The following is a 25,359-nucleotide window of genomic DNA, read 5'->3' as shown; positions in this document are numbered from 1 at the left end:
CATTCAGAGAGAGAAGAGCAGGAGAGAGCCATGAACGCACACGCAGGAACCGTCCGCGGCAAGGAAAGATATCGCTCGGGCGTCATGGAATACAAGCGCATGGGCTATTGGGAGCCTGACTATGTGCCAAAGGACACCGATGTCATCGCGCTGTTCCGCGTCACGCCGCAAGAGGGGGTCGACCCGATCGAGGCGTCGGCCGCGGTCGCCGGTGAATCCTCGACCGCGACCTGGACGGTGGTGTGGACCGATCGGTTGACCGCTGCCGAGAAGTATCGCGCAAAATGCTATCGCGTCGATCCGGTGCCGGGTACGCCGGGCTCGTATTTCGCCTACATCGCCTATGACCTCGACCTGTTCGAGCCAGGTTCGATCGCCAACCTCTCGGCCTCGATCATCGGCAACGTATTCGGCTTCAAGCCACTGAAAGCGCTGCGTCTGGAAGACATGCGCTTCCCGGTTGCTTATGTGAAGACGTTCCAAGGGCCGGCAACCGGCATCGTGGTCGAGCGCGAGCGGCTCGACAAGTTCGGCCGGCCGCTGCTCGGCGCGACTGTGAAGCCGAAGCTCGGCCTCTCGGGCCGCAACTACGGCCGCGTGGTCTACGAGGCGCTGAAGGGCGGGCTCGACTTCACCAAGGACGACGAGAACATCAACTCGCAGCCGTTCATGCACTGGCGCGACCGCTTCCTCTACTGCATGGAGGCGGTGAACCGGGCGCAGGCGGCCTCCGGCGAGGCCAAGGGCACCTACCTGAACATCACCGCGGGAACGATGGAGGACATGTATGAGCGCGCGGAGTTCGCGAAGGAGCTCGGGTCGTGCATCGTCATGATCGACCTCGTGATCGGCTACACCGCGATCCAGTCGATGGCGAAATGGGCGCGGCGCAACGACATGATCCTGCATCTGCATCGCGCCGGTCACTCGACCTACACGCGGCAGAAGAGCCACGGCGTGTCGTTCCGCGTCATCGCCAAGTGGATGCGGCTTGCCGGCGTCGATCACATCCATGCCGGCACGGTGGTCGGCAAGCTCGAAGGCGATCCCAACACCACGCGCGGCTATTACGATGTCTGCCGCGAAGACTTCAACCCGACCAAACTCGAACACGGCCTGTTCTTCGACCAGTCCTGGGCAAGCCTGAACAAGATGATGCCGGTGGCCTCCGGGGGCATCCATGCCGGCCAGATGCATCAGCTGCTCGACCTGCTCGGCGAGGACGTCGTGCTTCAGTTCGGCGGCGGCACCATCGGCCATCCCATGGGCATCGCGGCCGGCGCGATCGCCAACCGCGTCGCGCTGGAAGCGATGATCCTCGCCCGCAACGAGGGCCGCGACTACGTCCATGAAGGTCCGGAGATCCTGGCCAGGGCGGCCGAGACCTGCACGCCGCTGAAAGCTGCGCTCGAGGTCTGGAAGGACGTCTCCTTCAACTATGAATCCACCGACACGCCGGACTTCGTGCCGACCGCGCTCGAAACCGTTTGAGGAGATTTGACATGAAGCTGACCCAAGGCTGCTTCTCGTTCCTGCCCGATCTGACCGACGACCAGATCACCAAGCAGGTGCAGTATTGCCTGACCAACGGCTGGGCGGTGAACATCGAGTTCACCGACGATCCACATCCCCGCAACACCTATTGGGAGATGTGGGGCCTGCCGATGTTCGATCTCCAGGACGCCGCCGGCGTGATGATGGAGCTCGCCGAATGCCGCAGAGTGTATGGCGACCGCTACATCCGTCTCAGCGGCTTCGACTCCAGCCATGGCTGGGAGTCGGTGCGGATCTCGTTCATCGTCAACCGCCCCCCGCAGGAGGCCGAGTTCGAGCTGGTGCGGCAGGAGGTGGGCGGACGCGCGATCCGCTACACCACCGTGCGCCGGCAGCCCGCGCACGCGCCAACCTAACTCATTCTCCTCCGCGCGGAGCACTCCCTGCTCCGTTTCCTTGGCGGACCACTGCTTCGCCGCTCTCCCGCGGCGAAGCCCTTTTCTTCGAGGTGCCGATGCTGGATGTTCCCCATGCAATGACCACTGAGCCCGGCGAGACCAGTTTCGATCTCCGCAAGGAGGCCGAAGAGGCTGGAATCACCGGCACGCTGCAACAGCTCGAGCAGGAGCTGATAGGATTGAAGCCGGTGAAGAACCGCGTGCGCCAGATCGCGTCGCTCTTGCTGATCGAACGTATCCGGCAGCGTGCGGGACTGGCTTCGTCGCCGCCGACGCTGCACATGTCGTTCACCGGCAATCCCGGCACCGGCAAGACGACCGTCGCACTGCGCATGGCGAAGATCCTGCACGGCCTCGGCTTCGTGCGGCGCGGGCAGGTGATCTCGGTGACGCGCGATGATCTCGTCGGCCAGTATATCGGCCACACCGCTCCGAAGACCAAGGAGATCCTGAAGAAGGCGATGGGCGGCGTGCTGTTCATCGACGAGGCCTATTATCTCCACCGTCCCGACAACGAGCGCGACTACGGCCAGGAGGCGATCGAGATTTTGCTCCAGGTGATGGAAAACCAGCGCGAGGACCTCGTCGTGATCCTTGCCGGCTATGGCGAGCGGATGACGAGCTTCTTCGCCTCCAATCCCGGCTTCCGTTCGCGCATCGCCCACCACATCGACTTTCCGGACTATGCGGAAGCCGAGCTGCTCGTGATCGCCGAGCTGATGCTGAAGGAACGGGGTTATCGCCTGTCGGCGGCGGCGCGTGAGGCGTTCGAGAAATACATCGCGCTGCGCCGGACCCAGCCGTTCTTCTCCAATGCGCGCTCGATCCGCAACGCCGTCGACCGCATCCGCCTGCGGCAGGCCGATCGCCTGGTATCCGATCTCGATCGCATGCTCGAGATCGCCGACCTCGAAACCATCGATCCCATGGATGTCCTGGCGAGCCGCGTCTTCAGCGGCGGTGCGGACGCGCAGAGGAGTGCGAAGCCATGACGAGAGAAATCCTCATCGCGCCGTCGATCCTGGCTGCGGATTTCGCACGCCTCGGCGAGGAGATCGCGGCGATCGACGCTGCGGGCGCCGACTGGATTCATTGCGACGTCATGGACGGGCATTTCGTCCCGAACATCAGTTATGGCGCGGACGTCATCAAGGCGATCCGGCCGCTGACGAAGAAAATCTTCGACGTGCATCTCATGATCGCGCCGGCCGATCCCTATCTCGAAGCGTTCGCGAAGGCGGGCGCGGATCTCATCACGGTGCATGCCGAAGCCGGTCCGCATCTCGATCGCTCGCTCCAGGCCATCCGGGCGCTCGGCAAGAAAGCCGGCGTCAGCCTGTGTCCCGCCACTCCCGAAGGCGCGATCGAGTATGTGCTCGATCGTCTCGACCTCGTCCTGGTGATGACGGTCAATCCGGGCTTTGGCGGCCAGTCCTTCCTCGAATCCCAGCTCGAGAAGATCGGGCGTATTCGAAGCATGATCGGCGACCGGCCGATCCGGCTTGAGGTTGACGGCGGCATCACGCGCGACAATGCCGCGGCCGTGGCCGCTGCGGGCGCCGATACGCTTGTGGCGGGTTCCGCCGTGTTTCGCGGCAGGAGCAGCGCGGACTATGCCGGCAACATTGCGGCCATCCGCGCGGCTGCGGAAGCGGTCAGGGTTCCGAACCTGCAACATAGTTCGGAGCGGACGATGCGAGCCGGTGAGCCCGCGCTCATCCGGTAGACTACCGCCGGCACACATTGGCCCGCGGCAAGGTTCCGAAGCGTTGAGTCCGCGCTGATTGGAACTTTCGCCCGAACACGCGTTTGCCTAAAAACAAGCGCGTCTAGCGCGCGGCGGGCGCAGCAAATCTTTTGCACAACCGCCATCGGCCTGACGCAAATAAGGGCAATAAGCTCTGTGAATGCGAGGGAGGGTCTGATGGATAACGTACGTCGCTACCGCGCGCTAGCGTCCCTCTGTCGTCAGCAGGCCGCCTACCGGCCGCTCCAAAGCTGGGAACTGCTTGGCCAGGCCGAACATTTCGAATATCTCGCCGAGGTCGAACTCAAGGCGCATTTCGACGCGTGCAATGCGCCACACGACCAGGACGGCGTCGAGGCCACGGCGTGGGAGAGGCCCGCCGCGGCGTGACGGTCCAACTTGTTCGAACATGACCTGAACCTGCCGACGGCGGCACCGCTCAAGGACGCGGTTGTCAGCCCGAACGACAAGGCTTGTGACCGGCCCGACCTGGATCAGCCCTCGATTAATGCGACATCAGCGTCGGGACGGTCATGGCTTCCAGCATGGCGCGGGTGACGCCGCCGAGGAATCGCTCCTGCAATCGCGAATGGCCGTAGCCGACCATGACCAGGAGATCGAGGTTCTCATCGGCTGCCAGCGACAGCATGGTCGGCTGAATGTCGGAGCGCGCCGCCGACAGGTTGACGGTACGGGTCGATAGTCCGCGCCGGCCGAGATGCCTTGCCAGATTACGGGTCGAGACTTCGTCGGGAACCATGTCTGTCTCATTGATCGCAATGATCACGATCTCCTCGGCGCGGGCCAGGAACGGTGCGGCGTCGCGCATGGCGCGGGCGGCGAGGCGGCTGCCATCCCAACAGATGCCGATCCGTTTCGCCTTGAACGCTCCACGGAAGGTGTACGGCAGGAAAAGCACCGGGCCGCCCGCCTGGAACAGGATCTCGCGGGGCACATCGTTGTCGAGTGAGCCTTGCGCCGGATCCGGCTGGAGCACGATGCTGAGATCGTGCAGCCGCGCCATCTCGCCGAGCAAGCCGACCGCATCCCCCGGCATCGCCCCGAGCGGTTGGCACGTGTAGGAAATGCCGGCGTTCATCGCTTCGCTCTTGAATACCGCGAGCGCCGCCTCGGCCCGCTCCACTGCGCTTTCGCGCTCCATCTCGAACACCGCCGCCACGGCAGCGCCGCCCTCCATGATATAGGCCGCGCTGGTTGCCACATAACCAACCGCGACTGCATCGAGATGGGCGTTGAGGCCCGCTGCGAGCGAGATCGAGCCGTCGATCACCGGGCGCATCGGCCTCTCGGTGGGGATGTGGACGAGAATGTCTTTGTACATGACGTGCCTCCGATGGACATCATCCGGTGGCCGCAGTCTTTCACGGTGCGCAGGGCCCGCGTTGAGCTGCATCAAACGTGCAGCCTCGAGTTTTGGACGTGTGCCGGCCCCGGCTACTTTGCCAAGATTTAATCGCGTGGACGGGACGCTGTAAGGTGGCGACCACCATGTTGGGTGCAAGGCGACTTACCCAACATGGACATATCGACATGAACGATCGCGTCAATTCCGACACCACAACGTCCCGCAAGGTCCTGAGGCCGCGCCGGCTTGCGCTGCTCGGCACCGTGGCCGCGCTTGGCCTGGCCGTGCTGGCGACTGCTCCCGGCTCTTCGCCGTTCAGCGCGAGCTCCTTCATTGCGCCCGCCCAGGCCGCGGAGAGCGCCGCGACACCGCCGGGCTTCGGCGACCTCGTCAGCAAGGTCAAACCCGCCGTCATCTCGGTGCGGGTCAGGATCGACCAGGACAACGACAAGAGCGCGATGCTGCAACAGAACCGGATGGATTCGGACGAGGCATCGCCGTTCGACCAGTTCTCGCGGCAATTCGGCTTCCGCGGCCCTGGCATGGAAGGGATGCCGCGCCAGCACCGCCAGATGATCACGGGTGAGGGCTCCGGCTTCTTCATCTCCGCCGACGGCTATGCCGTGACCAACAACCACGTCGTCGATCACGCCGAGTCGGTGCAAGTGACGATGGACGACGGCACGATCTACAGCGCGAAAGTGGTCGGCACCGATCCGAAGACGGATCTCGCTCTGATCAAGGTCCAAGGCAAGAAGGATTTTCCGTTCGTCAAATTCTCCGACCAGAAGCCGCGCATCGGCGACTGGGTGGTCGCCGTCGGCAATCCCTTCGGCCTCGGCGGCACCGTGACCGCCGGGATCGTCTCGGCCAGCGGCCGCGACATCGGCAACGGTCCCTATGACGACTTCATCCAGATCGACGCGCCGATCAACAAGGGCAATTCCGGAGGCCCGGCCTTCGACATGAACGGCAACGTGATCGGCGTGAACACTGCGATCTTCTCGCCCTCCGGCGGCTCGGTCGGCATCGGCTTCGACATTCCGGCCTCGACCGCAAAGCTCGTCATCGCACAGTTGAAGGACAAGGGCGCGGTCACACGCGGCTGGCTCGGCGTGCAGGTGCAGCCGGTGACGTCGGATATCGCCGACAGCCTCGGCCTCAAGGAGGCGCGCGGCGCGATCGTCGACAATCCGCAGGACGGCAGCCCGGCGGCGAAGGCGGGCATCGAGGCGGGCGACGTCATCACCGCCGTCAACGGCACCGCGATCAAGGATTCCCGCGATCTCGCCCGCACCATCGCCACCCTGGCGCCGGGCACGTCCGTGAAGCTCGACGTCGTCCACAAGGGCGACAGCAAGACGGTGACATTGGCGCTCGGCGAGTTGCCGAACGAGCGGCAGGCAAGAGCCGACGAGGGCAAGTCGCAGCCAGATGCCGGCATGCCGCCGCGTCTCGGGCTCAGCCTGGCTCCGGCCGGCGACGTGCAGGGCGCCGGCCAGAAGGGCGTCGTCGTCACCGAAGTCGATCCGCAAGGGCCGGCCGCGCAGCGCGGCATCCAGACCGGCGACGTCATCCTCAATGTCGGCGGCAAGGCCGTCGCCAATATCGGCGATGTCCGTTCGGAGCTGGCGCAGGCGAAATCGTCCGGCAAGCGCAGCGTGCTGCTGCAGGTCAGAAGCGCGCAGGCGACCCGGTTCGTGGCGGTGCCGCTCGCATAAGGCGAACGTCGATCGGCGCCAGTCCAAAAAGGCGGCCCAAGGGCCGCCTTTCCTGTTCGCTTTCAGGATTCCGGATGCCCGCCGATAACATTCTCGTTAACGGCAGGGAGGATGACCCGGTTCGTCCGAAAAAGCCGTGTTCGCCCATCACAATTGCGGATCTCGTATGGACTCGGCGGCAATGAAGCCGCCGACGATTGCAAGCGTGGAACTTCGAACTTGCCGCCGCTGAGCCGGCCGGCAATTCGTATTTGATCGGTGCCGACATGGATCGATTGAAGCTCTCGCTGAGGACTGCGCTGCTCGTGGCGCCATTCGTGCTGTGGGGTGGAAACGCTCTCGGGCGTGACGACGGCCGTTACGCGGACTCTCCCCTCAAGCCATGGTTCGACGGCCTGCGCAGCCATCTCGGTCCGTGCTGCTCAGATGCGGATGGGTTTGCCGTCGCCGATCCCGATTGGGACTCGCACAATGGACATTATCGCGTGCGGCTCGACGGTGAGTGGGTCGAGGTGCCGGACGAAGCCGTGATCACCGAGCCGAACCGGGCCGGCCGCACCATGGTGTGGCCGGTGAAGACCGCGTTCGGGGTTTCGATCCGCTGCTTCATGCCGGGCAGCATGATCTGACGGAAGTCAGCGCGACCGTTTGGAGGATTTGCGCTTCGACGTTTTCTTCGAACGCTTCTTGGTTTTCCTTGAGGTCTTCTTGGACGTTTTCTTTGACGTCTTCTTGGACGTCTTCCGCTTCGCGGCTTTCTTCGGGACCTTCTTGCCCTTCTTGCGCGCCTTCGACAGGCCGATCGCGATCGCCTGCTTTCGGCTCTTCACGCGTCCGCCTCGACCGCCAGGTCCGCTTTTCGCGGTACCCTTCTTGTAGCGCTTCATCTCGCCTTCGACATCGCTGCCGGAGCTGCGCGAGTAGCGGCGCTTCTTTGCCTTGCGTGCCATGCATGTTCTCCCTTGGCTTGGGAAAACAATCCGGGACAGGCATGGTTCCGAAAGCGCGCATGCACGTCCCGGATACGCGGCTTAGTCTAGAACGAATCCGCCAGCTCGATCTCGGCTTCCAGCACCTGAATGCGCCGCGCTGCGTCGCTGGAGGACAGATCCCGCGCATATTGCGCGGGTTGATACGCCTCTTCGCTCAGTCGCTTCAGCCGGAGGCCCTGCGCCCGCGTCATCTGCTCGGTGAGGAAAGTCTTGGCGTCGTATTTACCCTGAACCTGCATGTCGCTTCTCCCTTCTGAAATCGTGACTTGACTATATGTTCTTATTTTGTTCTAACAAGTCATGGACAACAGAATTAATGAAATTCGACGTAAAATCAGCGCCTTGAGGCTGGAAATGGCCGATATCGAGGTGTCCGTCCGCGAACTCGTCGACCGCGAGCACGATTGCACAGAGAAGGCCTTGGCGCAGATGGATCTGCGCCGGAAAATCAATCTGCTGATCGGCGAATGGAAGGCTGCAGGTGGCGGCGATGTCCTGCCGAATGTCCGCGACAGGATGAGCCTTCGTTCCGCGAAGGCATCAGGTCGTCCTCTGCGCGTGGTCGCGCGCCGCTGAAAGCTTTGGGAGCGCACGGTGGAGGAAGACCCGGATGCGTACCGGATTCTAAAACTGCGTGCCGAGATTCTCGAACTGGGCTCTGCGATCCGGCAGCTGCAACGCGAGGGGCTCGACGACGCCGCGGCCCAGCTCTTGATCGCGCGCAAGCGTGCACGACTCGATCATCTGGTGAAAGCTGATCGCGCCGGCGTTCATCCTGACATCCTGGGAAGCCATCGTAGCTGAAGCGTGCGCGCAACGCGGCCCGAGAAAGTTCGTTGAAACACCAAAGCAAAAGGCCCCGCGATTGCGGGGCCTTCATGATGTCGGGGAACACCTACTTGGTGTTGCTCATGCCGCCCTTGTTGTTCGTCATGGTGCCGCCCTGGTCCGAGCCGGGGCCGGAGCCGCCCTGACCGGAGGGATCAGCACCCTTGGACGACTTGGTGTTGGCGCCTGTGGTGGTTTGCGACGATGACATCGAGGATCCGTGTTTTGCCTTGTGCGACTTGGCCTGCACGGCGAACGGTGCGGCCGCGAGGCCGGTGGCCAACATCACGGCAAGAGCGAGCTTAGTGGTCTTCATATGCGGGAACTCCCTGAGTTGAATTGACGCAGGCAGCCAACTGCCATTCGTCGCAGGAGTTCCGAACAAAGAAGTTCCGGTAAATCTCGCATCCTTCAAGATTGCTTGTCCTCTGCGAGCATGAATACGACGCCGGTCAGTGTCGCGCCGATCGCGAACGTCGTCACCAATGTGAGGGCGAAAACGACAACGGCCTGCCTGCCGCCGTTGTTCAGCAAATTGGCGACGGCTGGATTGGACAGCACGAGCACGAGGCTGAAAGCGAGCCCGAGGGCTGCGCCCATCATGGCGTGCGTCATCAGCTTGACGAGCCCGCTCGGAGAGATCAGGTCCGACGACTTTTTCGCGCGCATGGAACTCTATCTCGATCTCGCAAGCAACGCCTGCGACACGCGCCGGTTCCACCCGCATGAAGGAATCGTTATCGCCCGCTTCATCCGACGTTCATGCCGGGTGGGCGAGAATGACCCTGCAACACGGGAACATTCGATATGGGTAAGGTGGTCTTTCTCTATCGCTCTCTGGCTTATCGTAACGCCGCCGCGGACATCCTCCGCAAAGCGCGCAAGCTGCCCCGCGGCGCGGAGCGAAGCGCGGCGTGCCGCTATGCCAAGGCTCTGCGCGATCTCGCCCAAACGGAAGCCTGGCTCGAAGGACGGGTCGCGCGCGAACCGCAAACGACGCAGCGCAGGAAGAGTGCGGCCTCCGGTTAACCGGATGCGCGCTGCAATTTGGCGGAGCTGGCGGCTTCGAAGTTGCCGGGCGCCGTCGTCGCGGCAGTCTTGCGCACCAGCGGCACCTCCAGCCGGCACAACAGACCCTCAGCGCGCCAATCGAATCGCGCCTGCCCGCCGAGCTGGGACTCGACGCTCGCAAGCAGGCTCCGGGTACCAAAGCCGCGGGATTTCGGTGTCATGACGAGCGGGCCGCCGGACTCCTCCCAGGTCAGCGTGAGCAGCTCGTCCTCGACCTGCCAGCCGATCGCAAGCCGTCCCGTCCGCGTCGAGAGCGCGCCATACTTCGCCGAGTTGGTGAAAAGCTCATGCAGCGCCAGCGCCAGCGTCTGGGCGGTTGCCGGCAGCAACTGAACTTCGGACCCCGCCAATTTGATCTGGCCGCCGAGGGAATAGGGCGCGAGCTCCTCGTCGATCAGCTTCGAGAGTTCGGCGCCCTGCCAGCTCGACAGCGACAGGATCGTATGCACGCGCGCCAGTGCATTGATGCGTCCCTCGACGGCGCTGACATAGGCTTTGACCTCGTCGGCGCGGGTGAGGCGCACGATCGATTGCGCCAGCGCCAGCGCATTCTTGGCGCGATGATCGACCTCCCGCGCCAGGAGAGTCTGCCGTTCCTCGGCGCGCTTGCGTTCGGTGATGTCCACCGTCACGCCGCTGACGCGCATGACCCGACCGCTATCGTCAACCGTGGCGGCGGCCGTGCCGACACACCAGCGCACATCGCCGTCGGGCCGCACGATGCGGAACTCCGTTTCATAGGAGCGTGTGCCCTTGTTGAATTCGGCGATCGCCTTGCGCAACTGATCGACGTCCTCCGGATGCAACAGCGCCTGAACATTGGCCGGATTCACCTCGAAGCTCTCCGGGCCAACACCAAAGATGCGGTATTGTCCCTCGTCCCACATCCAGTCGCCGGTGATCCAGTCCCAGTCCCAGGAACCCATCTTGCCGGCGGCGATCGCCATGCTGCGCCGCTCTTCGCTCTCGCGCAGCTTTGCGGTGGAATTCTCCAGCTCGGCGGTGCGTGCACGCACGCGGTCCTCCAGATCCTGGTTCAGCCGTTCGAGTTCGCGCGTCTTGCGATAGAGCTCTGCAAACACTTTGACCTTGGCGCGCAGCACCTCCGGCACGACCGGGACCGGGACATAGTCGACGGCGCCCATCTCGTAACCGCGCAGGCGGTCGATGTCGCTGACTTGAATGGCCGAGATGAAGATCATCGCGGTCTTCTGGAAACGCGGGTGCTCGCGGATCATCGCGGCGAGCTCGAAGCCGTCGAGCTCGGGCATGCAGACGTCAACCAGGATCACCGCGATCTCGGTCTTGAGCAGCACCTCCAGAGCCTCGCGACCGGACGAGGCGATCACGAGGTTCTGGCCGAGATCCTTCAGGATCACCTCATAGGCGAGCAGCTTGGCCGGCTGGTCGTCGACGAGGAGGATGTTGACCTTTTCGTGGTCCATACGGGCATCCAACTCAGCGGTGCAGCCACATGCGGATTGCAAGCAGCAATTGATCGGTGTTGACGGGTTTGGCGAGGTAGTCGGACGCGCCGGCCTCGAGGCATTTCTCGCGGTCGCCCTTCATGGCCTTGGCCGTCAACGCGATGATCGGAAGACGGGCGAAGGTCGGATTTTCACGAATGACGCCGATGGTCTGATAGCCATCCATCTGCGGCATCATGATGTCCATCAGCACGATGGCGATCTCCGGATTGGATTCAACCAGGGCCACCGCCTCGTTGCCGGTCGTGGCCGTCAGCACCTTCATGCCGCGCCGCTCCAGCACGCTCGACAGCGCGAAGATGTTGCGGGCGTCGTCGTCGACGAGCAGGGCGGTCTTGCCGATCAGGTCTTCGTCGGAACTGTTCAGCTTCTCGAGCATGCGCTGCTTCTCGACCGGCAATTCCGTGATCACGCGGTGCAGGAACAGCGCGGTCTCGTCAAGCAGGCGCTCCGGCGATTCCACGCCCTTGACCACGATGCTCCGCGCCATGGTGTGGAGTTCCGCATCTTCCTCGGCCGACAGCTCGCGGCCGGTGAAGACGACCACCGGAACGTTCGACAGCGCGTCGTCGTTGCGGATCTGATCGAGCACCTCGAAGCCGGTCATGTCGGGGAGGCGCAGGTCGAGCACGACGCAATCACAGGGGGTCTCACGCAGCATCGAGAGCGCGTCGGCACCGGTGCCGGTCGTCACGATCTCGATGTCGTCGTGGTGCAGGAGCTCGCGGATCGAGAGCTGCTCGGCCTCGTTGTCCTCGACGATCAGCAGCCGCTTGCGCCGCGGCCGCGCATATTCCTTGATCTGGGTTAGCGCGGCCGAGACACCCTCGGTCGTCGTCGGCTTGTTGACGAAGGAGAAGGCGCCGCGCGCCAGCGCATGCTGGCGGTCCTCGTCGAGCGTGATGATCTGCACGGGGATGTGGCGGGTCAGCGGATTGTGCTTGAGCTGGCTCAGCACGGTCCAGCCGAGCATATCAGGCAGGAATACGTCGAGCGAGACGGCCCTCGGCTGGTACTGCTTTGCAAGCTCCAGCGCCTCCGCGCCGCGGGCGGCGACCAGCACCTTGAATCCCTTGTCGCGCGCGAGGTCGACCAGCACACGCGCGTAGTGCGGGTCGTCCTCGACGATCAGGAGGATGCTGTCGCCTGGTTCGAGGTTGAGCCGATCGTCGGGAAGCTGCTCGATGACGCGTTGCGGTTCGGCTGTCGCGGGCTGCAGCGCCGGCGGCTGGCTGTGTTGCTGGGGCGCCGCGCGGGGCGCGAGCGTCGGGCCGGAATATTTCAGCGGCAGGTAAAGCGTGAAGCACGACCCCTTGCCCGGCAAGCTGCGCAGGTGGATTTCGCCACCGAGCAGGCTTGCGAGCTCGCGACTGATCGCAAGGCCGAGGCCGGTGCCGCCATATTTGCGGCTGGTGCCGGCATCCGCTTGCTGGAACGCCTCGAAGATCAGCTTCTGCTTCTCCAGGGGAATGCCGATGCCGGTATCGGACACTTCGAATGCGATCACGGCCGGCGCCGAGTTCAGCACGGGATGATCCGTGCCCCAGCCGCCGACCGCGGCGGCGACGTTCAGGCGGACCTCGCCCTCGGCGGTGAACTTGAAGGCATTGGAGAGCAGGTTCTTCAAAACCTGCTGCAGGCGCTTGGAGTCGGTGACGAGGCTGCGCGCGAGGTTCGGATCGACGTCGATCTTGAACGACAAATTGCGGTTCTCCGCCTCGTGACGGAACGGCCGCCCGACCGTTTCGAGCAGGTTCGCGGTCAGGATCTCCTCGGCGTCGACCGTCACCGTACCGGACTCGATCTTGGAGAGATCGAGAATGTCGCTGATGAGATTGAGCAGGTCGGTGCCGGCGCCGTGGATGGTGCGGGCGAATTCGACCTGCTTGCCGGTAAGATTGCCGTCCGGATTGTCGGTGAGCTGCTGGCCGAGGATCAGGATCGAGTTCAGCGGCGTGCGCAGCTCGTGGCTCATATTTGCCAGGAATTCGGACTTGTACTTCGAGGTCAGCGCGAGCTCGGTCGCCTTTTCCTCCAGTGCGCGGCGGGCCTGCTCGATCTCCTGGTTCTTGCGCTCGACTTCGACGTTGCGCTCGGCGAGTTGCTGCGCCTTCTGTTCGAGCTGGTCGTTGGTCTGCTGCAATTCGCGCTGCTGGGTCTGGAGCTCGCCGGCGAGCTGCTGCGACTGCTTGAGCAGGCCTTCGGTCTGCATCGTCGCCTCGATCGAGTTGAGCACGATGCCGATCGAGTCCGTGAGCTGCTCCAGGAAGGTCATCTGGGAGGTCGTGAAGGAGGTCAGCGAGGCGAGCTCGATGACCGCCTTGACCTGGCCTTCGAACAGCACCGGCAGCACCACGAGGTTCTTCGGCGCGACGCGAAGCAGCGCCGAATTGATCGGCACCACGTCGGGCGGAATGTCCGCAATCACGCGCGGGCGCCGGTCGAGCGCGCATTGGCCGATCAGGCCGTCGCCGAATGGCAGCACGCGCGGATACGGATAGACGCCGTCGCCGGCATAGGAGGCAAGCAGCAGGAGCCGCGGATTGTCCTCGTTCTCGACCTGATAGATCACGCCGGTATGCGCGTTCACCAGCGGCGACAATTCGGTCAGCAGCAGGCGACCGACGGTGGTGAGGTCCCGCTGACCCTGAAGCATGTTGGTGAATTTCGCCAGATTGGTCTTCAGCCAGTCCTGCTCGGTGTTCACGTCCGTCGTGAGACGGAGGTTCGTGATCATCGTATTGATGTTGTCTTTCAGCTCCGCGACCTCGCCGCGGGCGTCGACCTGGATCGAGCGCGTCAGGTCGCCCTTGGTCACGGCGGTCGCCACTTCCGCGATCGCGCGCACCTGCGAGGTGAGGTTGGCCGCCAGCAAATTGACGTTGCCGGTGAGATCCTTCCAGGTGCCGGCAGCGCCGGGCACGTCGGCCTGACCACCGAGCCGGCCCTCGACGCCGACCTCGCGCGCCACCGACGTCACCTGGTCGGCGAAGGTCGCGAGCGTCTCGGTCATGTTGTTGATGGTGTCGGCGAGCGCCGCGACCTCGCCTTTCGATTTCACGGTGAGGTTCTGCTTGAGGTCGCCGTTGGCGACCGCGGTCACCACCTTGACGATGCCGCGGACCTGCTCGGTCAGGTTCGCCGCCATGAAGTTGACCGTGTCGGTGAGATCCTTCCAGGTGCCGGCGACGCCGGGCACCTGGGCCTGGCCGCCGAGTTCGCCTTCGGTGCCGACCTCGCGGGCAACGCGCGTGACTTCGCCGGCGAACGCATTGAGCTGGTCCACCATGGTGTTGATGGTGTTTTTGAGCTCGAGGATTTCGCCCTTCACGTCGACGGTGATCTTGCGCGACAGGTCGCCGCGCGCGACGGCGGTGGTGACTTCGGCGATGTTGCGGACCTGGGTGGTGAGGTTCGCGGCCAGCAGGTTGACGTTATCGGTGAGGTCCTTCCAGGTGCCGCCGACGCCGGGCACGACGGCCTGGCCGCCGAGCCGGCCCTCGGTGCCGACCTCGCGCGCGACGCGCGTCACTTCCGCGGCGAAGGAGCGGAGCTGCTCGACCATGGTGTTCAAGGTATCCTTGAGCAGCAGAATTTCGCCGCGCACGTCCACCGTGATCTTCTTCGACAGGTCGCCGCCGGCGATCGCGGTCGCGACCTCGGCGATGTTGCGGACCTGCGCGGTGAGGTTCGAGGCCATGAAGTTGACGTTGTCGGTGAGATCCTTCCAGGTGCCGGCAACGCCGGGCACTTCGGCCTGGCCGCCGAGCTTGCCTTCGGTGCCGACCTCGCGCGCGACGCGCGTCACTTCACCGGCGAAGCCGTTGAGCTGGTCCACCATGGTGTTGATGGTGTTCTTCAGCTCCAAGATCTCACCACGGACGTCGACGGTGATCTTGCGCGAGAGGTCTCCGCGCGCCACGGCAGTGGTCACTTCGGCGATGTTGCGGACCTGGGCGGTGAGGTTGCCCGCCATCGAGTTCACGCTGTCGGTGAGGTCTTTCCAGGTGCCGGCGACGCCGGGCACGTTGGCCTGGCCGCCGAGCCGACCTTCGGTGCCGACCTCGCGCGCGACGCGCGTCACCTCGCCCGCGAAGCGGTTGAGCTGGTCGACCATGGTGTTCAGCGTGTCCTTGAGCTGAAGGATCTCGCCGCGCACGTCCACGGTGATCTTGCGCGACAAGTCGCCACCGGCGATCGCAGTCGCGACTTCGGCGATGTTGCGGACCTGGGCGGTGAGGTTGCCCGCCATTGAGTTGACGCTGTCGGTGAGGTCCTTCCAGGTGCCGGCGACGCCGGGGACTTCGGCCTGGCCGCCGAGCTTGCCTTCGGTGCCGACTTCGCGCGCGACGCGCGTGACTTCGCCGGCGAAGGCGTTGAGCTGGTCCACCATGGTGTTGAGCGTTTCCTTCAGCTGAAGGATTTCGCCCGACACGTTGACGGTGATCTTCTTGGACAGATCGCCCTTGGCGACCGCGGTCGCGACTTCGGCGATGTTGCGGACCTGGCCGGTCAGGTTCGACGCCATCGAATTGACGCTGTCGGTGAGATCCTTCCAGGTGCCGGCGACGCCGCGCACCTGGGCCTGGCCGCCGAGCTTGCCTTCGGTGCCGACCTCGCGGGCGACGCGGGTGACTTCGCCAGCAAAGGCGTTGAGCTGGTCCACCATGGTATTGATGGTGTCTTTCAGCTCCAGGATCTCGCCGCGGACATCGACGGTGATCTTTTTCGACAGATCGCCGCCGGCGACCGCGGTCGTCACCTCGGCGATGTTGCGGACCTGCGCGGTGAGGTTCGAGGCCATCGAGTTGACGCTCTCGGTCAGGTCCTTCCAGGTGCCGGCGACGCCGAGCACGTTGGCCTGACCGCCGAGTCGGCCCTCGGTGCCGACCTCGCGCGCGACGCGCGTGACTTCGCCGGCGAAGGCGTTGAGCTGGTCGACCATGGTGTTGAGCGTTTCCTTCAGCTGAAGGATTTCGCCCGAGACGTTCACCGTGATCTTCTTCGAGAGGTCGCCGCTCGCGATGGCGGTGGCAACGTCGGCGATGTTGCGGACCTGCGCGGTGAGGTTCGACGCCATGAAGTTGACGTTGTCGGTGAGGTCCTTCCAGGTACCGGCCACGCCCGGCACCTGGGCCTGGCCGCCGAGCTTGCCTTCGGTGCCGACCTCGCGCGCCACGCGCGTCACTTCGGAGGCGAACGAGTTGAGCTGGTCCACCATGGTGTTGATGGTGTCTTTCAGCTCCAGGATTTCGCCGCGCACGTCGACCGTGATCTTGCGCGAGAGGTCGCCGCGCGCCACGGCGGTGGTGACGTTGGCGATGTTGCGCACCTGTGCTGTGAGGTTGCCGCACATCGCGTTGACGCTATCGGTGAGATCCTTCCAGGTGCCGGCGACGCCCGGCACGATGGCCTGGCCGCCAAGCTTGCCGTCGGTGCCGACCTCGCGCGCGACGCGCGTCACTTCGGAGGCAAAGGAGCGGAGCTGGTCCACCATCGTGTTGATGGCTTCCTTGAGCTGAAGGATCTCGCCGCGGACGTCGACCGTGATCTTCTTCGAGAGGTCGCCGTTCGCAACTGCGATCGTCACCTCGGCGATGTTGCGAACCTGGTTGGTCAGGTTGTTCGCCATCGAGTTGACGCTCTCGGTCAGATCCTTCCAGACGCCGGTCACCTCAGGCACCTGGGCCTGGCCGCCGAGCTTGCCTTCGGTGCCAACCTCGCGCGCAACGCGCGTCACCTCCGAGGTAAACACGCCGAGCTGCTTGATCATGGTGTTGACGATAGTCGCCGACTGCAGGAATTCGCCGCGCAGGGGGCGGCCATCGACGTCGAGCTTGACGGTCTGGAGCAGGTCGCCCTGCGCCACGGCTGCGACCGCGCGCGTCACCTCGCGCGTCGGCCACAGCAAATCGTCGATCAGCGTGTTGACCGAGCCTTCCATGTCGGCCCAGGAGCCGGAGGCCAGCCCGAACTTCACGCGTTGGCGCGTCTTGCCCTCGCGGCCTACGACCTGGCCGACCAGCTCGAGCTGCTGCGCCATGCGCTGATTGGCGGCGATGATGTCGTTGAAGGTGTCGGCGAGCTTGCCGTCGATGCCGAGATAGTCGCCGCTCATGCGCACGGAAAAATCGCCGTTGCGCATGGCCTGCAGGGCCAGCAGCAATTCTGCCCGGGAATCGGGCTCCGACATGCCGTTGGTTTTTGGCTTTGGAACGCGACGACCGGAACGTGATGCAGATCCGGGATCGAGGTCGCTCATAATTTGTCCCCCGCAGGCGTCGGCCGATTCCCAGGCAAGACGCGGATTATCAAAATAGAGCGTCAGCCAAATTCGAAATCAAGCGCCAACGTCACGGCGCCCGGAAGTGGAACCTGCTTTGCTCAGCCCGATTAACCTAAGTGCCATCCCCCGGAATGGTTCCATCCGGTTCCAATATTTCCAGGTCGGCAGATCGGTTCGTTTTAGCGACTTGGTCATCTGCCTTCCGGAACGGAGCGCCGGGCGTGCCGTTAGCCCGCAGATGCAGGGAGAGCGCACATGAAAGCAGGATTTGCCGTCATCGGGACCGTGATGTTGTTCGCCGGATCGGCGTTGGCGCAGAGCGGGGCCCCCAGCGGTCGCGGGGCCGTCACCGGCGATCCCGCCGCAAGCTCCGCCACCCCACGCGCGGACACACCAACCACGGGTACGTCAACCCGGTCCAATCCCAGCGGTAGCGGCACGTCGAGTTCGGGCGGCAAAGATGACAATGGGGACGCCGGCCGCGACAAGATGCTGGAGGGCAACCGCAGCGCGCAGCCGAAGAGCGGGCCAAAGTAAGGGGTTGCTTGGCAGCCCTACTTGTCCGCCATGGTGCGCTCGGCGCCCTTGACCTGCGAGCGCAACATCGGGAGCTGCTCGCGCGCGAAGGCTGCAAGCGCGGCATTATCAGGCGCCTTCAGATAGCGCTCGAGCAGGTCGATCACCGATTCATACTCGGGAATTTGCGCGGCATAGAAGCTTCTGACGAAAGTGGGTCCGTCCGAGGTTTCGGGCTCGATCAGGCTCGCACTCGCCGGGGTCGTCTTGGTGACGCGCGGTTCGGTGCCGATCGCTTCCTGAATTGGCTTCAGAGCCTTGTCGCGCCGGGCCGCTTCTTCGGCGCGCAGGGCGGCGAGGTTCTTGACTTCGGCATTGCCCTTCAGGTCGGTGCTCTCCAGCAGACCCTGCTGGAAGCGACTGAAGCTGTAGAGATCGCTGATGGTCTCGGTTGCGGTCGGCGTGCGGCCAGCCGGCCTTCGCTCCCCGGTGCTGTCGGCAAGCGCGGCCGTGCTGATGAATGCCAAAACCATCGCGAGAAGAATCCGCATGGATATCCAATGGCGGACGCCAGTCGAAAGTTCCGCAGATGTTACCATCCGGTAAGGGCGGTTGCGACGCGACGGTTCCGTCCCCAATTCATGTTGATGAAACAGTCCGAGATCTTCAGAGATAACGCCGACAACTGCCTCCAGCTCGCTGAGCGCGCCGAAGGACAGCCGTCACACAATCGTTTTCTGCGCATGGCGAACGCGTGGACGGCACTCGCCAACGAGCAGGATTGGCTCGACGGCGAGGTCCCGCCCGTTCCAGCCCGCATCCGTCAAAAGCAGGATGCGTAACGCTCTCGTTTCGTGGATCTACGTGTGAGACTGCTCACGGACGGCAAGCAGGATCATTCGTAACAGTCGATCGCGTTGATTTCCTATTACAGGAGGTTTTTGCAATGGCTCCACGTCTGGCTCTTCTTTCGCTCATCCTCGCCTTTGGCGTGTCGGTCGCGTTCGCCACGGTGACAACGGTGCGGCAGGTGCATCATGAAAATGCATCGGCCCCGGTGCACTCAGCGCACAGTTAGCAGTCTGATCTCGCGCGTCCGGAACCTTCGACGCTCCAGCGCGTAGGCGCTTCGAGACAGCAAAGAGGTGAGAGCTATCATGGCCCATTCCGACCAAGGCATCATCAGAGATCAGCGCGGTGAACAGCAGCCGAGGGACAAGCAGCGCGCGCAGACCGTGCACAAGTCGGAGCCAAAGGGCTCGCCCTCTCGCGAGGCCACGCGCGATCCCAAGCTGAACGACAACAGCAAGACGCCCGGCTCCGGCATGGCGCCGGATGATTCCGGCGACGCCCCGAGCGGCTGATTCCATTAGGAACGAATTCGCACGCAATGAGTCGAGGGATTGCTTCCGGCCGTCATGCCCCCGGTGATCCGGAAGCAATCTCCAAGGACGGCCCTGGCACCCTGTGCCGGGGCCGTTTGCTTGAGCATCAGGCTGGACTAATCCTCAGTGTCGCGCTGCGGATGCGGTTGCGTGTGGCCGTCCGGGCCGCGCCCGAAAACTCCGAACCTACTCGATTTGACATTAGGCCCTGCATCGACAGCGGCGGTTGCGAGTCCGAGCTTCAGGAGCTCGCGCACGGCTGCGGCTCGCGTCGGCATGCGATGTTTGAACCGGAAGTCGTCAACCGCGGCCAGTTCTTCCGGTGACAGCATGACCTGGAGCCGCTCGGCGCGAAGGTCGTTCATGATCAATCATCCAAATGAGCAAGTTGAGTAGTTTACTCAACGAACTCATTCCACCGCGGTTCCATAAGATGCTTCTATGGCGCCAAGTGAGTAAAATAATATAGCAAAATCAATAAGTTACATGATGCAAAGGCTCCTAGGCAGGTGTATGCTCCCGGCAAATGGGAGAGACGTCATGACGAACGAAGTCAGATTCCCGCGTAACCATATCGACGAGAGCGAAGCACCCAAGCCGGTGCGCCCCAGCCACCAGAAGGTCATCGAGCAGGTCGAGCGCTGGGCCAACAGTCCGGGCCTTCAACCGCCGAGTTTGCAGCCGTCGACGCATGCCAAAGCGGGCTAGCGCTTCGCCAGTGGAGAGCCCTTTGCCGATACCGAAGGAGCTGATTGGTGCGGTTTGTGGGAGACGATGCGAAGCTTGCGCCTGAGCCACCAGGCCAACACCGAAACGACGGCCCAGGCTATCAACGCGGCAGCGAAAGCGCCGGCAACGCTCGCGGCCACGGTGAAATGAAAGACGGCGGCGAATGCCAGGAGACCGATGCTTCCCCACGCGGCGCCAGCAGCGTCGAGCGCGGCGGCCTCTTGCCCGCGGCGCGTGCCGCTGAGGCCGGCCTTCTCCTTGGTGCGGCGTTCATGACTTTCGACCAGCGTTGCGCTGGCGCAGAAGATAGCGGGAAGCGCAAGGAAAAGTCCGCCGACGGACACACCGAAGCGCGCTCCCAGAACCCCCGTGAGCACGGTCGCCAAGCCACCGAGCAGGAAACGAATGCCGTATTCGTACCAGCGTGTCTGCTTCAGCGCGGAGCGCGACAGCTTGACCGGCATCAGGCCGCACCTCCCAACCCGGCGAGCAGGCCGAAGGCGACCGCCAGCCACACGATGACAGCGAGGACAGTCGCCGGCAGCGCGGACACCCGGTATCTGATCAGCAGATGGCAGACGACGACGCTGTAGCAGCCGAGCGCGACCGCGCCATAGATCATGGTCCAGCTTTCGGCCGCAGCATATTGCGGGCCGTGCTGGACGACGGCGATACCGAGCGTCGCCAGTGCAACCGACGGTGCTGCGCCGAGCAACCCCGCAAAGCTTTTGGGTTTGAGCATATCGCCCAAGATCGCAAAAGCGGAGACGATGATGCCACCGGCGATGAAGCGCACGATATATTCGGTCACGGCTTTTCCCGCCGATCGACTTGCTTGCGGAACGATTGCGTCAGTGTCCATGGCCGCAAAAGTCTCTCTACGGCCGCGCCAAGCGCAAAGCCTGCGATCACGTCGCTTGCCCAATGCGCGAGCACCGCGATCCGTGTCAGCGATAGCGCGATCGCAACCGTGCGCAGCAATCGGCGCGGCGCCTTCGGCAGCAAGCCCGCCGCCGAGGCAAGGGCGCCCATATGGACCGCGTGACCGGACGGGAAGGCGTCGCGCGCCTGTCCTGAGATGGGTACTCCATGCCCGTGTCCGCGGATGGTCAGTCGGTCTGGCCTGGTCTGATCGAACACGGATTTCAAGACATGCGGCAGGGCGGCCGTCGCGAGCGACACGGCGAGGACGTGGTTTGCCACGGGCCGCTGTTGCGGCTGCCGAATGTGAGTATAGAGCCAGCCTATTGCGGCCAGCGCGAGCAGCACGTGCTCGTCGGCGGCCCAGGTTAACGTCTGCGCCGTGTGCTCGACGCCTGAATTGGTGTGATCAGCAATCGTATCCGCGATCGCGGTATCGATCCGGCTGGGTTTGACCTCTACCAATGCCATCTGTCTGCAAGCGTAATGTCCTTTGTGACAGTTTTGTAAAGCCTGGAGACAAAGAAGGTTCCTGGCTCTGCCTCGAGACATCAGCCTGCAGCCAAGACCAACTCGCGTGACTACGGCTGTCCCGACCCACCAGCGGATCCATAGACCTGGCCGGTCGCATAGCTCGCGTCGGCTGCGGCAAGCTGCACGTAAATGGAGGCCAGTTCGGCGGGCTGGCCGGGACGGCCGAGCGGCGTCATGCCGCCGAATTTTTCGAGCTTCTCCATCGTGGCGCCGCCGGAGACCTGCAGGGGAGTCCAGATCGGGCCCGGTGCGACGCCATTGACCCGGATGCCCTTCGAGGCGAGCTGCTTCGCCAGCGACTTCACGTAATTCATCGTCGCCGCCTTGGTCTGCGCATAATCGTAGAGATCGGGGGAGGGATCGTACGCCTGCTCCGACGTCGTGCCGATGATGGACGAGCCGGGCTTCAAATGCGGCAGCGCCGCCTTGATGATCCAGAACGGCGCATAGATGTTGGTCTTCATGGTCGCATCGAAGTCTTCCGAGGAGACGTCGAGAATGGACGCACGTGTCTGCTGCCGCGCCGCGTTGCAGACAACGATGTCGAGTCCGCCGAGACCTTGGACGGCCTGCTCGACCAGCTTCTTGCAGAAAGCCTCATCCTTGAGGTCGCCAGGAATCGCAAGCCCGGTACGCCCTTCCTTCTTGATCAGCGCGATGACGTCCTGCGCATCGGGCTCTTCCGCCGGCAGATAGTTGATGGCGACGTCAGCGCCTTCGCGTGCGTAGGCTATCGCAGCGGCGCGGCCCATACCGGAATCGCCGCCGGTGATCAGCGCCTTGCGGCCGGCGAGCCGGCCGGAGCCCTTGTAACTCGTTTCGCCGTGATCCGGAGGCGGCTCCATCTTGCCGGCGAGGCCAGGCCAGGGCTGCGACTGCTTTTTGAACGGCGGCTTTGGAAAACGGGTGACGGGATCGACGAGTTTCTGCTCAGCCATGGACGCGTCTCCTTTCGCTGTGGAAGAGGCCAGCGAAGCGGCAGCAAGCGTTGCGCTCGCCGCTTGGACGACGTGCCGGCGGGATACTGAAGCCTTGTCGTGATGTGTCATGACGATCTCCGCGATTTCGATCTCAATGCGCGGAGAGGGGCATCGTTGCAAAACGAGAGGACGCCGGCCCGCAAGCCGGCGTCCTCGGAAGATGTTTACTTGGTCTGGCCGACGCTCGGCGCCTTGCCCAGCTCCTTGGCCATGTCGAGATGGTGCTTGAGCGCCGGCAGCGTCTTGCCGGCCCAATCCTTCAGGTCGGAATTGTCGCCGCCCTTGGCGTAACGCTCGAACAGCGAGACCGCGTCCTCATGGGCACTGACCTGGTACGAATTGTAATCCGAGCTGAAGTCCTTACCATTCGCGCTCTTGAGCTTGTCGAGCTTGCTCTGATGCGAGCTGTCGAGCGCTGTCGGAAGGGTCGCCTGCACCTTGCCGCCGCTGACCAGGCCCTTGAGTTCGCTGCTGGTCTTGGTGTGGTCGGTCACCATCTGTTGCGCAAAAGTTTTCTCCTGCGCGTTGCCCTTCTGCTCGGCGAGCTTGCTCGACTCGATCTCGAACATGTCGCTGATGGCGACTTCCTTGACGAAGTCGGCGGTGGCAGGCGCGACGCCGAGCGCCGAGTTGACGCCGGTTTTCTCGCCGAGCGACTGGGCGAGTGCGGGGCCTGCGAGCAGCACGCAAGCAGCTGCGATAATCATTCGTTTCATGGTCCGATCCCTTCGAATGGGCGCGCGGCCTCTCGCCGCGCGCGACGTTGCGGCCACCAACACGCTGCAGGGGCCGGAGTTCCTAATGCTAATCCGTCGGTCTCCGCCCGCTCCGTGGGTTGATCGGGTCGGTCGGCTTGCGGCGAAGCCGTTCGGGCAGAAACGGCTCGGTCGGCGTCGCGGTGGCCTCGGCACGCACGTCTGCATGGCGTTGTGCCCGTTCATGCGGCGTCCGGTTGTCGTTGATCTGCCGCTTCACGTCGAGGCCATCGACGGGATCGTTAACACCGTGCTGGATATCGCGGAAATCGCTCATGCTTCACCTCATTCACTTCCAGGCAGGATCTTTTCCAACACCTGCCGCGCCGCGCCCTTGATCACTCCGCTCTCGTTGGGATCGCCCTTGATCAGCGCCAGAGAGAAGTTCTTGGCTTGCTGCAGGGTGATGTGCGGCGGCAGCGGGGGCACTTCGGGGTCGGTCTTGACCTCCAGCACCACCGGCATCTGGCTCGCCAGCGCCTGCTCCCAGGCCGAGCCCAGCATCTGCGGGCTGTCGACATAGATGCCGGAGAGGCCGATCAGCTCGGCAAAGCGCGAATAGGACACGTTCGGGATGCGCTGCGATGCCTCGAATTTCGGATCGCCGTTGATGATACGCTGCTCCCACGTCACCTGGTTGAGATCTTCGTTGTTGAAGACGCAGACGATGAAGCGCGGATCCTTCCAGTCGCGCCAATACTTCGCGGCGGTGATCAGCTCGGCCATGTTGTTCATCTGCATCGCGCCGTCGCCGACGAGGGCAATCACCGGGCGGTCGGAATGGGCGTATTTCGCGGCGAGCGCATAGGGCACAGCGGCACCCATCGAGGCGAGGCCGCCTGAGAGCGAGGCTGTCATGCCGCGGCGCATCTTCAGGTCGCGCGCGAACCAGTTGGCGCAGGAGCCGGAATCGCTGGTGATAATGGCGCGGTCGGGCAGGCGCGGAGACAGCTCCCAGGCGACGAGCTGCGGATTGACCGGTGCCGCAGGCTGATGTGCACGATCATCGAGCGTCTTCCACCATTTCGCGACGTCGTCCTGGATCCCCTGGCGCCAGGCGCCATCGGTCTTAGGTTTCAGTCGCGGCAGCAGGGCGCGCAGCGTCTCGGCGGCATCGCCGACCAGGCCAACCTCCATCGGAAAGCGGATCGACATCATGCTGGCGTCGATGTCGATCTGCACGCCGCGCGCCGCGCCTTCCTTCGGCAGGAATTCGGCATACGGAAAGGCGGAGCCGACCATCAGCAGCGTGTCGCATTCCATCATCATGTTGTAGCTGGGTTCGGTGCCGAGCAGGCCGATCGAGCCGGTGACCCAGGGCAGATCGTCGGGGAGCGCCGCCTTGCCGAGCAGCGCCTTGGCGCAGCCGGCGGACAAGCGATCGGCGACCGCGATCACCTCCTCGGTGGCGTGCAGCGCGCCGGCGCCGACGAGCATCGCGACCTTCTTGCCGGCGTTGAGCACCTCGGCGGCACGGTCGAGGTCAGCGTCACGAGGCTTGATGCTTGGCGCGCTATAGCCGATGCCAGAATGCAGGGTGCCGTGAGCGCGGGGCGGATCCTCGTATGGCTCCTCCTGGATATCGTTGGGCAGGATGATCACCGTTGGCGTCCGCCGGGCCAGCGCGATCCGGATCGATCGATCGATCAGATGCCGGATTTGCGCCGGCGAGGATGCCTGCATGACATAGGCGCCAGCCACATCCTTGAACATCGAGACCAGATCGAGTTCCTGCTGATAATGTCCGCCCAATGCATTGCGTGCCTGCTGACCGACGATCGCGAGCACCGGTTGGTGATCGAGCAGCGCATCGTAAAGCCCGGTGATCAGATGCGAGGCGCCGGGGCCCGAAGTTGCAATGCAGACCCCGAGCTGGCCGGAGAACTTCGCATAGGCGGTCGCCATGAAAGCGGCCATCTCCTCATGCCGCGCCTGGACAAAGCCGATCTTGCCCTCAGCGCGCTGAAGGGCGCCGAACACGCCGTTGATGCCGTCGCCGGGATAGCCAAAGAGGTGGCGCACGCCCCATTGATGCAGGCGTTGAACGATGAAGTCGGAGACGGTCTGGGACATCGAGGGCGGCCCTTCG

The 25,359-nt window shown here is 63.8% G+C and carries 30 protein-coding genes; 14 read left to right on the top strand and 16 right to left on the bottom strand.

What is annotated here, in order from left to right; all coding sequences use genetic code 11:
- Positions 1-30 precede the first annotated feature (30 nt).
- From AC0L3U_RS07815 to AC0L3U_RS07795, 5 genes are all read left to right on the top strand, one after another.
- Entirely contained in the window at positions 31-1,491 is a 1,461-nt protein-coding gene (locus AC0L3U_RS07815; protein WP_027516500.1) for a form I ribulose bisphosphate carboxylase large subunit, read from the top strand.
- 11 nt (positions 1,492-1,502) lie between these two features.
- Positions 1,503-1,910, top strand: a complete 408-nt coding sequence (locus tag AC0L3U_RS07810) for a ribulose bisphosphate carboxylase small subunit (RefSeq protein WP_007594833.1) — start codon at positions 1,503-1,505, stop codon at positions 1,908-1,910.
- 98 nt (positions 1,911-2,008) lie between these two features.
- A complete protein-coding gene (cbbX, locus tag AC0L3U_RS07805; protein WP_473292815.1) occupies positions 2,009-2,944 on the top strand; it encodes a CbbX protein in 936 nt (311 codons plus the stop codon).
- Entirely contained in the window at positions 2,941-3,678 is a 738-nt protein-coding gene (gene rpe, locus AC0L3U_RS07800; RefSeq protein ID WP_473361285.1) for a ribulose-phosphate 3-epimerase, read from the top strand. Before cbbX ends, rpe begins: the two co-directional genes overlap by 4 nt.
- Before the next feature lie 198 nt (positions 3,679-3,876).
- On the top strand, positions 3,877-4,089 hold the full coding sequence (locus AC0L3U_RS07795; protein WP_456765519.1) for a hypothetical protein: 213 nt from the start codon (positions 3,877-3,879) through the stop codon (positions 4,087-4,089).
- Between the two features lie 115 nt (positions 4,090-4,204).
- On the opposite strand, the gene AC0L3U_RS07790 is transcribed toward AC0L3U_RS07795, so the two are convergent.
- Positions 4,205-5,041 (bottom strand): universal stress protein, encoded by an 837-nt coding sequence (locus tag AC0L3U_RS07790; RefSeq protein ID WP_473361284.1) that lies wholly within the window; start codon positions 5,039-5,041, stop codon positions 4,205-4,207.
- 209 nt (positions 5,042-5,250) lie between these two features.
- Here AC0L3U_RS07790 and AC0L3U_RS07785 point away from each other — a divergent pair, with 209 nt between their 5' ends.
- Together AC0L3U_RS07785 and AC0L3U_RS07780 are read left to right on the top strand one after the other, a co-directional pair.
- Positions 5,251-6,786 (top strand): Do family serine endopeptidase, encoded by a 1,536-nt coding sequence (locus AC0L3U_RS07785; protein WP_456765517.1) that lies wholly within the window; start codon positions 5,251-5,253, stop codon positions 6,784-6,786.
- A 266-nt stretch (positions 6,787-7,052) separates the two neighbouring features.
- The gene (locus AC0L3U_RS07780) at positions 7,053-7,415 is read left to right on the top strand and encodes a hypothetical protein (RefSeq protein WP_007607279.1); all 363 of its coding nucleotides are present in this window, start codon (positions 7,053-7,055) and stop codon (positions 7,413-7,415) included.
- 6 nt (positions 7,416-7,421) lie between these two features.
- Here AC0L3U_RS07780 and AC0L3U_RS07775 read toward each other — a convergent pair whose 3' ends face one another.
- Complete coding sequence (locus AC0L3U_RS07775) at positions 7,422-7,736, bottom strand: DUF6496 domain-containing protein (RefSeq protein ID WP_456765515.1); 315 nt, start codon at positions 7,734-7,736, stop codon at positions 7,422-7,424.
- An 86-nt stretch (positions 7,737-7,822) separates the two neighbouring features.
- The gene (locus AC0L3U_RS07770) at positions 7,823-8,017 is read right to left on the bottom strand and encodes a DUF3072 domain-containing protein (RefSeq protein WP_473361283.1); all 195 of its coding nucleotides are present in this window, start codon (positions 8,015-8,017) and stop codon (positions 7,823-7,825) included.
- Between the two features lie 115 nt (positions 8,018-8,132).
- On the opposite strand from AC0L3U_RS07770, the gene AC0L3U_RS07765 reads away from it, so the two are divergent.
- Positions 8,133-8,354, top strand: coding sequence for a hypothetical protein (locus tag AC0L3U_RS07765; protein WP_456765513.1), 222 nt, complete (start codon positions 8,133-8,135; stop codon positions 8,352-8,354).
- An 18-nt stretch (positions 8,355-8,372) separates the two neighbouring features.
- Positions 8,373-8,582 carry a hypothetical protein gene (locus AC0L3U_RS07760; RefSeq protein WP_473361282.1) on the top strand — a complete coding sequence of 70 codons (210 nt, stop codon included), beginning with the start codon at positions 8,373-8,375 and terminating at the stop codon, positions 8,580-8,582.
- Between the two features lie 91 nt (positions 8,583-8,673).
- Here AC0L3U_RS07760 and AC0L3U_RS07755 read toward each other — a convergent pair whose 3' ends face one another.
- Together AC0L3U_RS07755 and AC0L3U_RS07750 are read right to left on the bottom strand one after the other, a co-directional pair.
- Positions 8,674-8,922 (bottom strand): hypothetical protein, encoded by a 249-nt coding sequence (locus AC0L3U_RS07755; RefSeq protein ID WP_007594791.1) that lies wholly within the window; start codon positions 8,920-8,922, stop codon positions 8,674-8,676.
- 95 nt (positions 8,923-9,017) lie between these two features.
- Positions 9,018-9,275, bottom strand: coding sequence for a hypothetical protein (locus AC0L3U_RS07750; RefSeq protein WP_473292795.1), 258 nt, complete (start codon positions 9,273-9,275; stop codon positions 9,018-9,020).
- Positions 9,276-9,413: 138 nt separating this feature from the next.
- Here AC0L3U_RS07750 and AC0L3U_RS07745 point away from each other — a divergent pair, with 138 nt between their 5' ends.
- Positions 9,414-9,635, top strand: a complete 222-nt coding sequence (locus AC0L3U_RS07745; RefSeq protein ID WP_018456200.1) for a hypothetical protein — start codon at positions 9,414-9,416, stop codon at positions 9,633-9,635.
- On the opposite strand, the gene AC0L3U_RS07740 is transcribed toward AC0L3U_RS07745, so the two are convergent.
- The gene (locus tag AC0L3U_RS07740; RefSeq protein WP_473361281.1) at positions 9,632-11,122 is read right to left on the bottom strand and encodes an HWE histidine kinase domain-containing protein; all 1,491 of its coding nucleotides are present in this window, start codon (positions 11,120-11,122) and stop codon (positions 9,632-9,634) included. The genes AC0L3U_RS07745 and AC0L3U_RS07740 overlap by 4 nt on opposite strands.
- A gap of 13 nt (positions 11,123-11,135) precedes the next feature.
- Positions 11,136-17,426, bottom strand: coding sequence for a HAMP domain-containing protein (locus tag AC0L3U_RS07735; RefSeq protein ID WP_473361280.1), 6,291 nt, complete (start codon positions 17,424-17,426; stop codon positions 11,136-11,138).
- 279 nt (positions 17,427-17,705) lie between these two features.
- On the opposite strand from AC0L3U_RS07735, the gene AC0L3U_RS07730 reads away from it, so the two are divergent.
- Positions 17,706-17,987 (top strand): hypothetical protein, encoded by a 282-nt coding sequence (locus tag AC0L3U_RS07730; protein WP_473361279.1) that lies wholly within the window; start codon positions 17,706-17,708, stop codon positions 17,985-17,987.
- Between the two features lie 17 nt (positions 17,988-18,004).
- Here the strand turns inward: AC0L3U_RS07730 and AC0L3U_RS07725 are convergent, their stop codons facing one another.
- Positions 18,005-18,517 carry a DUF4142 domain-containing protein gene (locus tag AC0L3U_RS07725; RefSeq protein WP_473361278.1) on the bottom strand — a complete coding sequence of 171 codons (513 nt, stop codon included), beginning with the start codon at positions 18,515-18,517 and terminating at the stop codon, positions 18,005-18,007.
- A 96-nt stretch (positions 18,518-18,613) separates the two neighbouring features.
- On the opposite strand from AC0L3U_RS07725, the gene AC0L3U_RS07720 reads away from it, so the two are divergent.
- Both AC0L3U_RS07720 and AC0L3U_RS07715 read left to right on the top strand, forming a co-directional pair.
- Complete coding sequence (locus AC0L3U_RS07720; protein ID WP_027516515.1) at positions 18,614-18,808, top strand: hypothetical protein; 195 nt, start codon at positions 18,614-18,616, stop codon at positions 18,806-18,808.
- A 315-nt stretch (positions 18,809-19,123) separates the two neighbouring features.
- Positions 19,124-19,330, top strand: coding sequence for a hypothetical protein (locus AC0L3U_RS07715; RefSeq protein WP_007594775.1), 207 nt, complete (start codon positions 19,124-19,126; stop codon positions 19,328-19,330).
- A gap of 137 nt (positions 19,331-19,467) precedes the next feature.
- On the opposite strand, the gene AC0L3U_RS07710 is transcribed toward AC0L3U_RS07715, so the two are convergent.
- A complete protein-coding gene (locus AC0L3U_RS07710) occupies positions 19,468-19,716 on the bottom strand; it encodes a hypothetical protein (protein ID WP_275171708.1) in 249 nt (82 codons plus the stop codon).
- A gap of 175 nt (positions 19,717-19,891) precedes the next feature.
- On the opposite strand from AC0L3U_RS07710, the gene AC0L3U_RS07705 reads away from it, so the two are divergent.
- The gene (locus AC0L3U_RS07705; protein WP_473361277.1) at positions 19,892-20,059 is read left to right on the top strand and encodes a hypothetical protein; all 168 of its coding nucleotides are present in this window, start codon (positions 19,892-19,894) and stop codon (positions 20,057-20,059) included.
- Here AC0L3U_RS07705 and AC0L3U_RS07700 read toward each other — a convergent pair.
- From AC0L3U_RS07700 to AC0L3U_RS07670, 7 genes are all read right to left on the bottom strand, one after another.
- Entirely contained in the window at positions 20,056-20,544 is a 489-nt protein-coding gene (locus AC0L3U_RS07700) for a DUF3147 family protein (protein WP_473361276.1), read from the bottom strand. The two genes, AC0L3U_RS07705 and AC0L3U_RS07700, sit on opposite strands and share 4 nt — an antisense overlap.
- On the bottom strand, positions 20,544-20,891 hold the full coding sequence (locus tag AC0L3U_RS07695) for a DUF3147 family protein (protein ID WP_473361275.1): 348 nt from the start codon (positions 20,889-20,891) through the stop codon (positions 20,544-20,546). The genes AC0L3U_RS07700 and AC0L3U_RS07695 overlap by 1 nt, the downstream gene beginning before the upstream one ends.
- Complete coding sequence (locus tag AC0L3U_RS07690) at positions 20,888-21,472, bottom strand: phosphatase PAP2 family protein (RefSeq protein WP_473361274.1); 585 nt, start codon at positions 21,470-21,472, stop codon at positions 20,888-20,890. The genes AC0L3U_RS07695 and AC0L3U_RS07690 overlap by 4 nt, the downstream gene beginning before the upstream one ends.
- A 110-nt stretch (positions 21,473-21,582) precedes the next feature.
- Positions 21,583-22,473, bottom strand: coding sequence for an SDR family oxidoreductase (locus tag AC0L3U_RS07685; RefSeq protein WP_473361273.1), 891 nt, complete (start codon positions 22,471-22,473; stop codon positions 21,583-21,585).
- Between the two features lie 206 nt (positions 22,474-22,679).
- The gene (locus AC0L3U_RS07680; protein WP_085352563.1) at positions 22,680-23,231 is read right to left on the bottom strand and encodes a DUF4142 domain-containing protein; all 552 of its coding nucleotides are present in this window, start codon (positions 23,229-23,231) and stop codon (positions 22,680-22,682) included.
- Positions 23,232-23,319: 88 nt separating this feature from the next.
- Positions 23,320-23,547, bottom strand: a complete 228-nt coding sequence (locus tag AC0L3U_RS07675) for a hypothetical protein (protein WP_007594757.1) — start codon at positions 23,545-23,547, stop codon at positions 23,320-23,322.
- Between the two features lie 8 nt (positions 23,548-23,555).
- Positions 23,556-25,343 (bottom strand): thiamine pyrophosphate-requiring protein, encoded by a 1,788-nt coding sequence (locus AC0L3U_RS07670; protein ID WP_473361369.1) that lies wholly within the window; start codon positions 25,341-25,343, stop codon positions 23,556-23,558.
- Positions 25,344-25,359 lie beyond the last annotated feature (16 nt).

The sequence above is a fragment of the Bradyrhizobium sp. Kon69 genome, from assembly GCF_055807515.1.
The sequence above is the reverse complement of the archived record's forward strand: the minus strand, read 5'-3'. Positions and strand labels throughout refer to the sequence as shown.

Coding starts and splice junctions, on each gene's coding strand:
- AC0L3U_RS07815 (WP_027516500.1), top strand. CDS start 31: ATGAACGCACACGCAGGAACCGTCCGCGGCAAGGAAAGATATCGCTCG.
- AC0L3U_RS07810 (WP_007594833.1), top strand. CDS start 1,503: ATGAAGCTGACCCAAGGCTGCTTCTCGTTCCTGCCCGATCTGACCGAC.
- cbbX (WP_473292815.1), top strand. CDS start 2,009: ATGCTGGATGTTCCCCATGCAATGACCACTGAGCCCGGCGAGACCAGT.
- rpe (WP_473361285.1), top strand. CDS start 2,941: ATGACGAGAGAAATCCTCATCGCGCCGTCGATCCTGGCTGCGGATTTC.
- AC0L3U_RS07795 (WP_456765519.1), top strand. CDS start 3,877: ATGGATAACGTACGTCGCTACCGCGCGCTAGCGTCCCTCTGTCGTCAG.
- AC0L3U_RS07790 (WP_473361284.1), bottom strand. CDS start 5,041: ATGTACAAAGACATTCTCGTCCACATCCCCACCGAGAGGCCGATGCGC.
- AC0L3U_RS07785 (WP_456765517.1), top strand. CDS start 5,251: ATGAACGATCGCGTCAATTCCGACACCACAACGTCCCGCAAGGTCCTG.
- AC0L3U_RS07780 (WP_007607279.1), top strand. CDS start 7,053: ATGGATCGATTGAAGCTCTCGCTGAGGACTGCGCTGCTCGTGGCGCCA.
- AC0L3U_RS07775 (WP_456765515.1), bottom strand. CDS start 7,736: ATGGCACGCAAGGCAAAGAAGCGCCGCTACTCGCGCAGCTCCGGCAGC.
- AC0L3U_RS07770 (WP_473361283.1), bottom strand. CDS start 8,017: ATGCAGGTTCAGGGTAAATACGACGCCAAGACTTTCCTCACCGAGCAG.
- AC0L3U_RS07765 (WP_456765513.1), top strand. CDS start 8,133: ATGGCCGATATCGAGGTGTCCGTCCGCGAACTCGTCGACCGCGAGCAC.
- AC0L3U_RS07755 (WP_007594791.1), bottom strand. CDS start 8,922: ATGAAGACCACTAAGCTCGCTCTTGCCGTGATGTTGGCCACCGGCCTC.
- AC0L3U_RS07750 (WP_473292795.1), bottom strand. CDS start 9,275: ATGCGCGCGAAAAAGTCGTCGGACCTGATCTCTCCGAGCGGGCTCGTC.
- AC0L3U_RS07745 (WP_018456200.1), top strand. CDS start 9,414: ATGGGTAAGGTGGTCTTTCTCTATCGCTCTCTGGCTTATCGTAACGCC.
- AC0L3U_RS07740 (WP_473361281.1), bottom strand. CDS start 11,122: ATGGACCACGAAAAGGTCAACATCCTCCTCGTCGACGACCAGCCGGCC.
- AC0L3U_RS07735 (WP_473361280.1), bottom strand. CDS start 17,426: ATGAGCGACCTCGATCCCGGATCTGCATCACGTTCCGGTCGTCGCGTT.
- AC0L3U_RS07730 (WP_473361279.1), top strand. CDS start 17,706: ATGAAAGCAGGATTTGCCGTCATCGGGACCGTGATGTTGTTCGCCGGA.
- AC0L3U_RS07725 (WP_473361278.1), bottom strand. CDS start 18,517: ATGCGGATTCTTCTCGCGATGGTTTTGGCATTCATCAGCACGGCCGCG.
- AC0L3U_RS07720 (WP_027516515.1), top strand. CDS start 18,614: ATGAAACAGTCCGAGATCTTCAGAGATAACGCCGACAACTGCCTCCAG.
- AC0L3U_RS07715 (WP_007594775.1), top strand. CDS start 19,124: ATGGCCCATTCCGACCAAGGCATCATCAGAGATCAGCGCGGTGAACAG.
- AC0L3U_RS07710 (WP_275171708.1), bottom strand. CDS start 19,716: ATGAACGACCTTCGCGCCGAGCGGCTCCAGGTCATGCTGTCACCGGAA.
- AC0L3U_RS07705 (WP_473361277.1), top strand. CDS start 19,892: ATGACGAACGAAGTCAGATTCCCGCGTAACCATATCGACGAGAGCGAA.
- AC0L3U_RS07700 (WP_473361276.1), bottom strand. CDS start 20,544: ATGCCGGTCAAGCTGTCGCGCTCCGCGCTGAAGCAGACACGCTGGTAC.
- AC0L3U_RS07690 (WP_473361274.1), bottom strand. CDS start 21,472: ATGGCATTGGTAGAGGTCAAACCCAGCCGGATCGATACCGCGATCGCG.
- AC0L3U_RS07685 (WP_473361273.1), bottom strand. CDS start 22,473: ATGGCTGAGCAGAAACTCGTCGATCCCGTCACCCGTTTTCCAAAGCCG.
- AC0L3U_RS07680 (WP_085352563.1), bottom strand. CDS start 23,231: ATGAAACGAATGATTATCGCAGCTGCTTGCGTGCTGCTCGCAGGCCCC.
- AC0L3U_RS07675 (WP_007594757.1), bottom strand. CDS start 23,547: ATGAGCGATTTCCGCGATATCCAGCACGGTGTTAACGATCCCGTCGAT.
- AC0L3U_RS07670 (WP_473361369.1), bottom strand. CDS start 25,343: ATGTCCCAGACCGTCTCCGACTTCATCGTTCAACGCCTGCATCAATGG.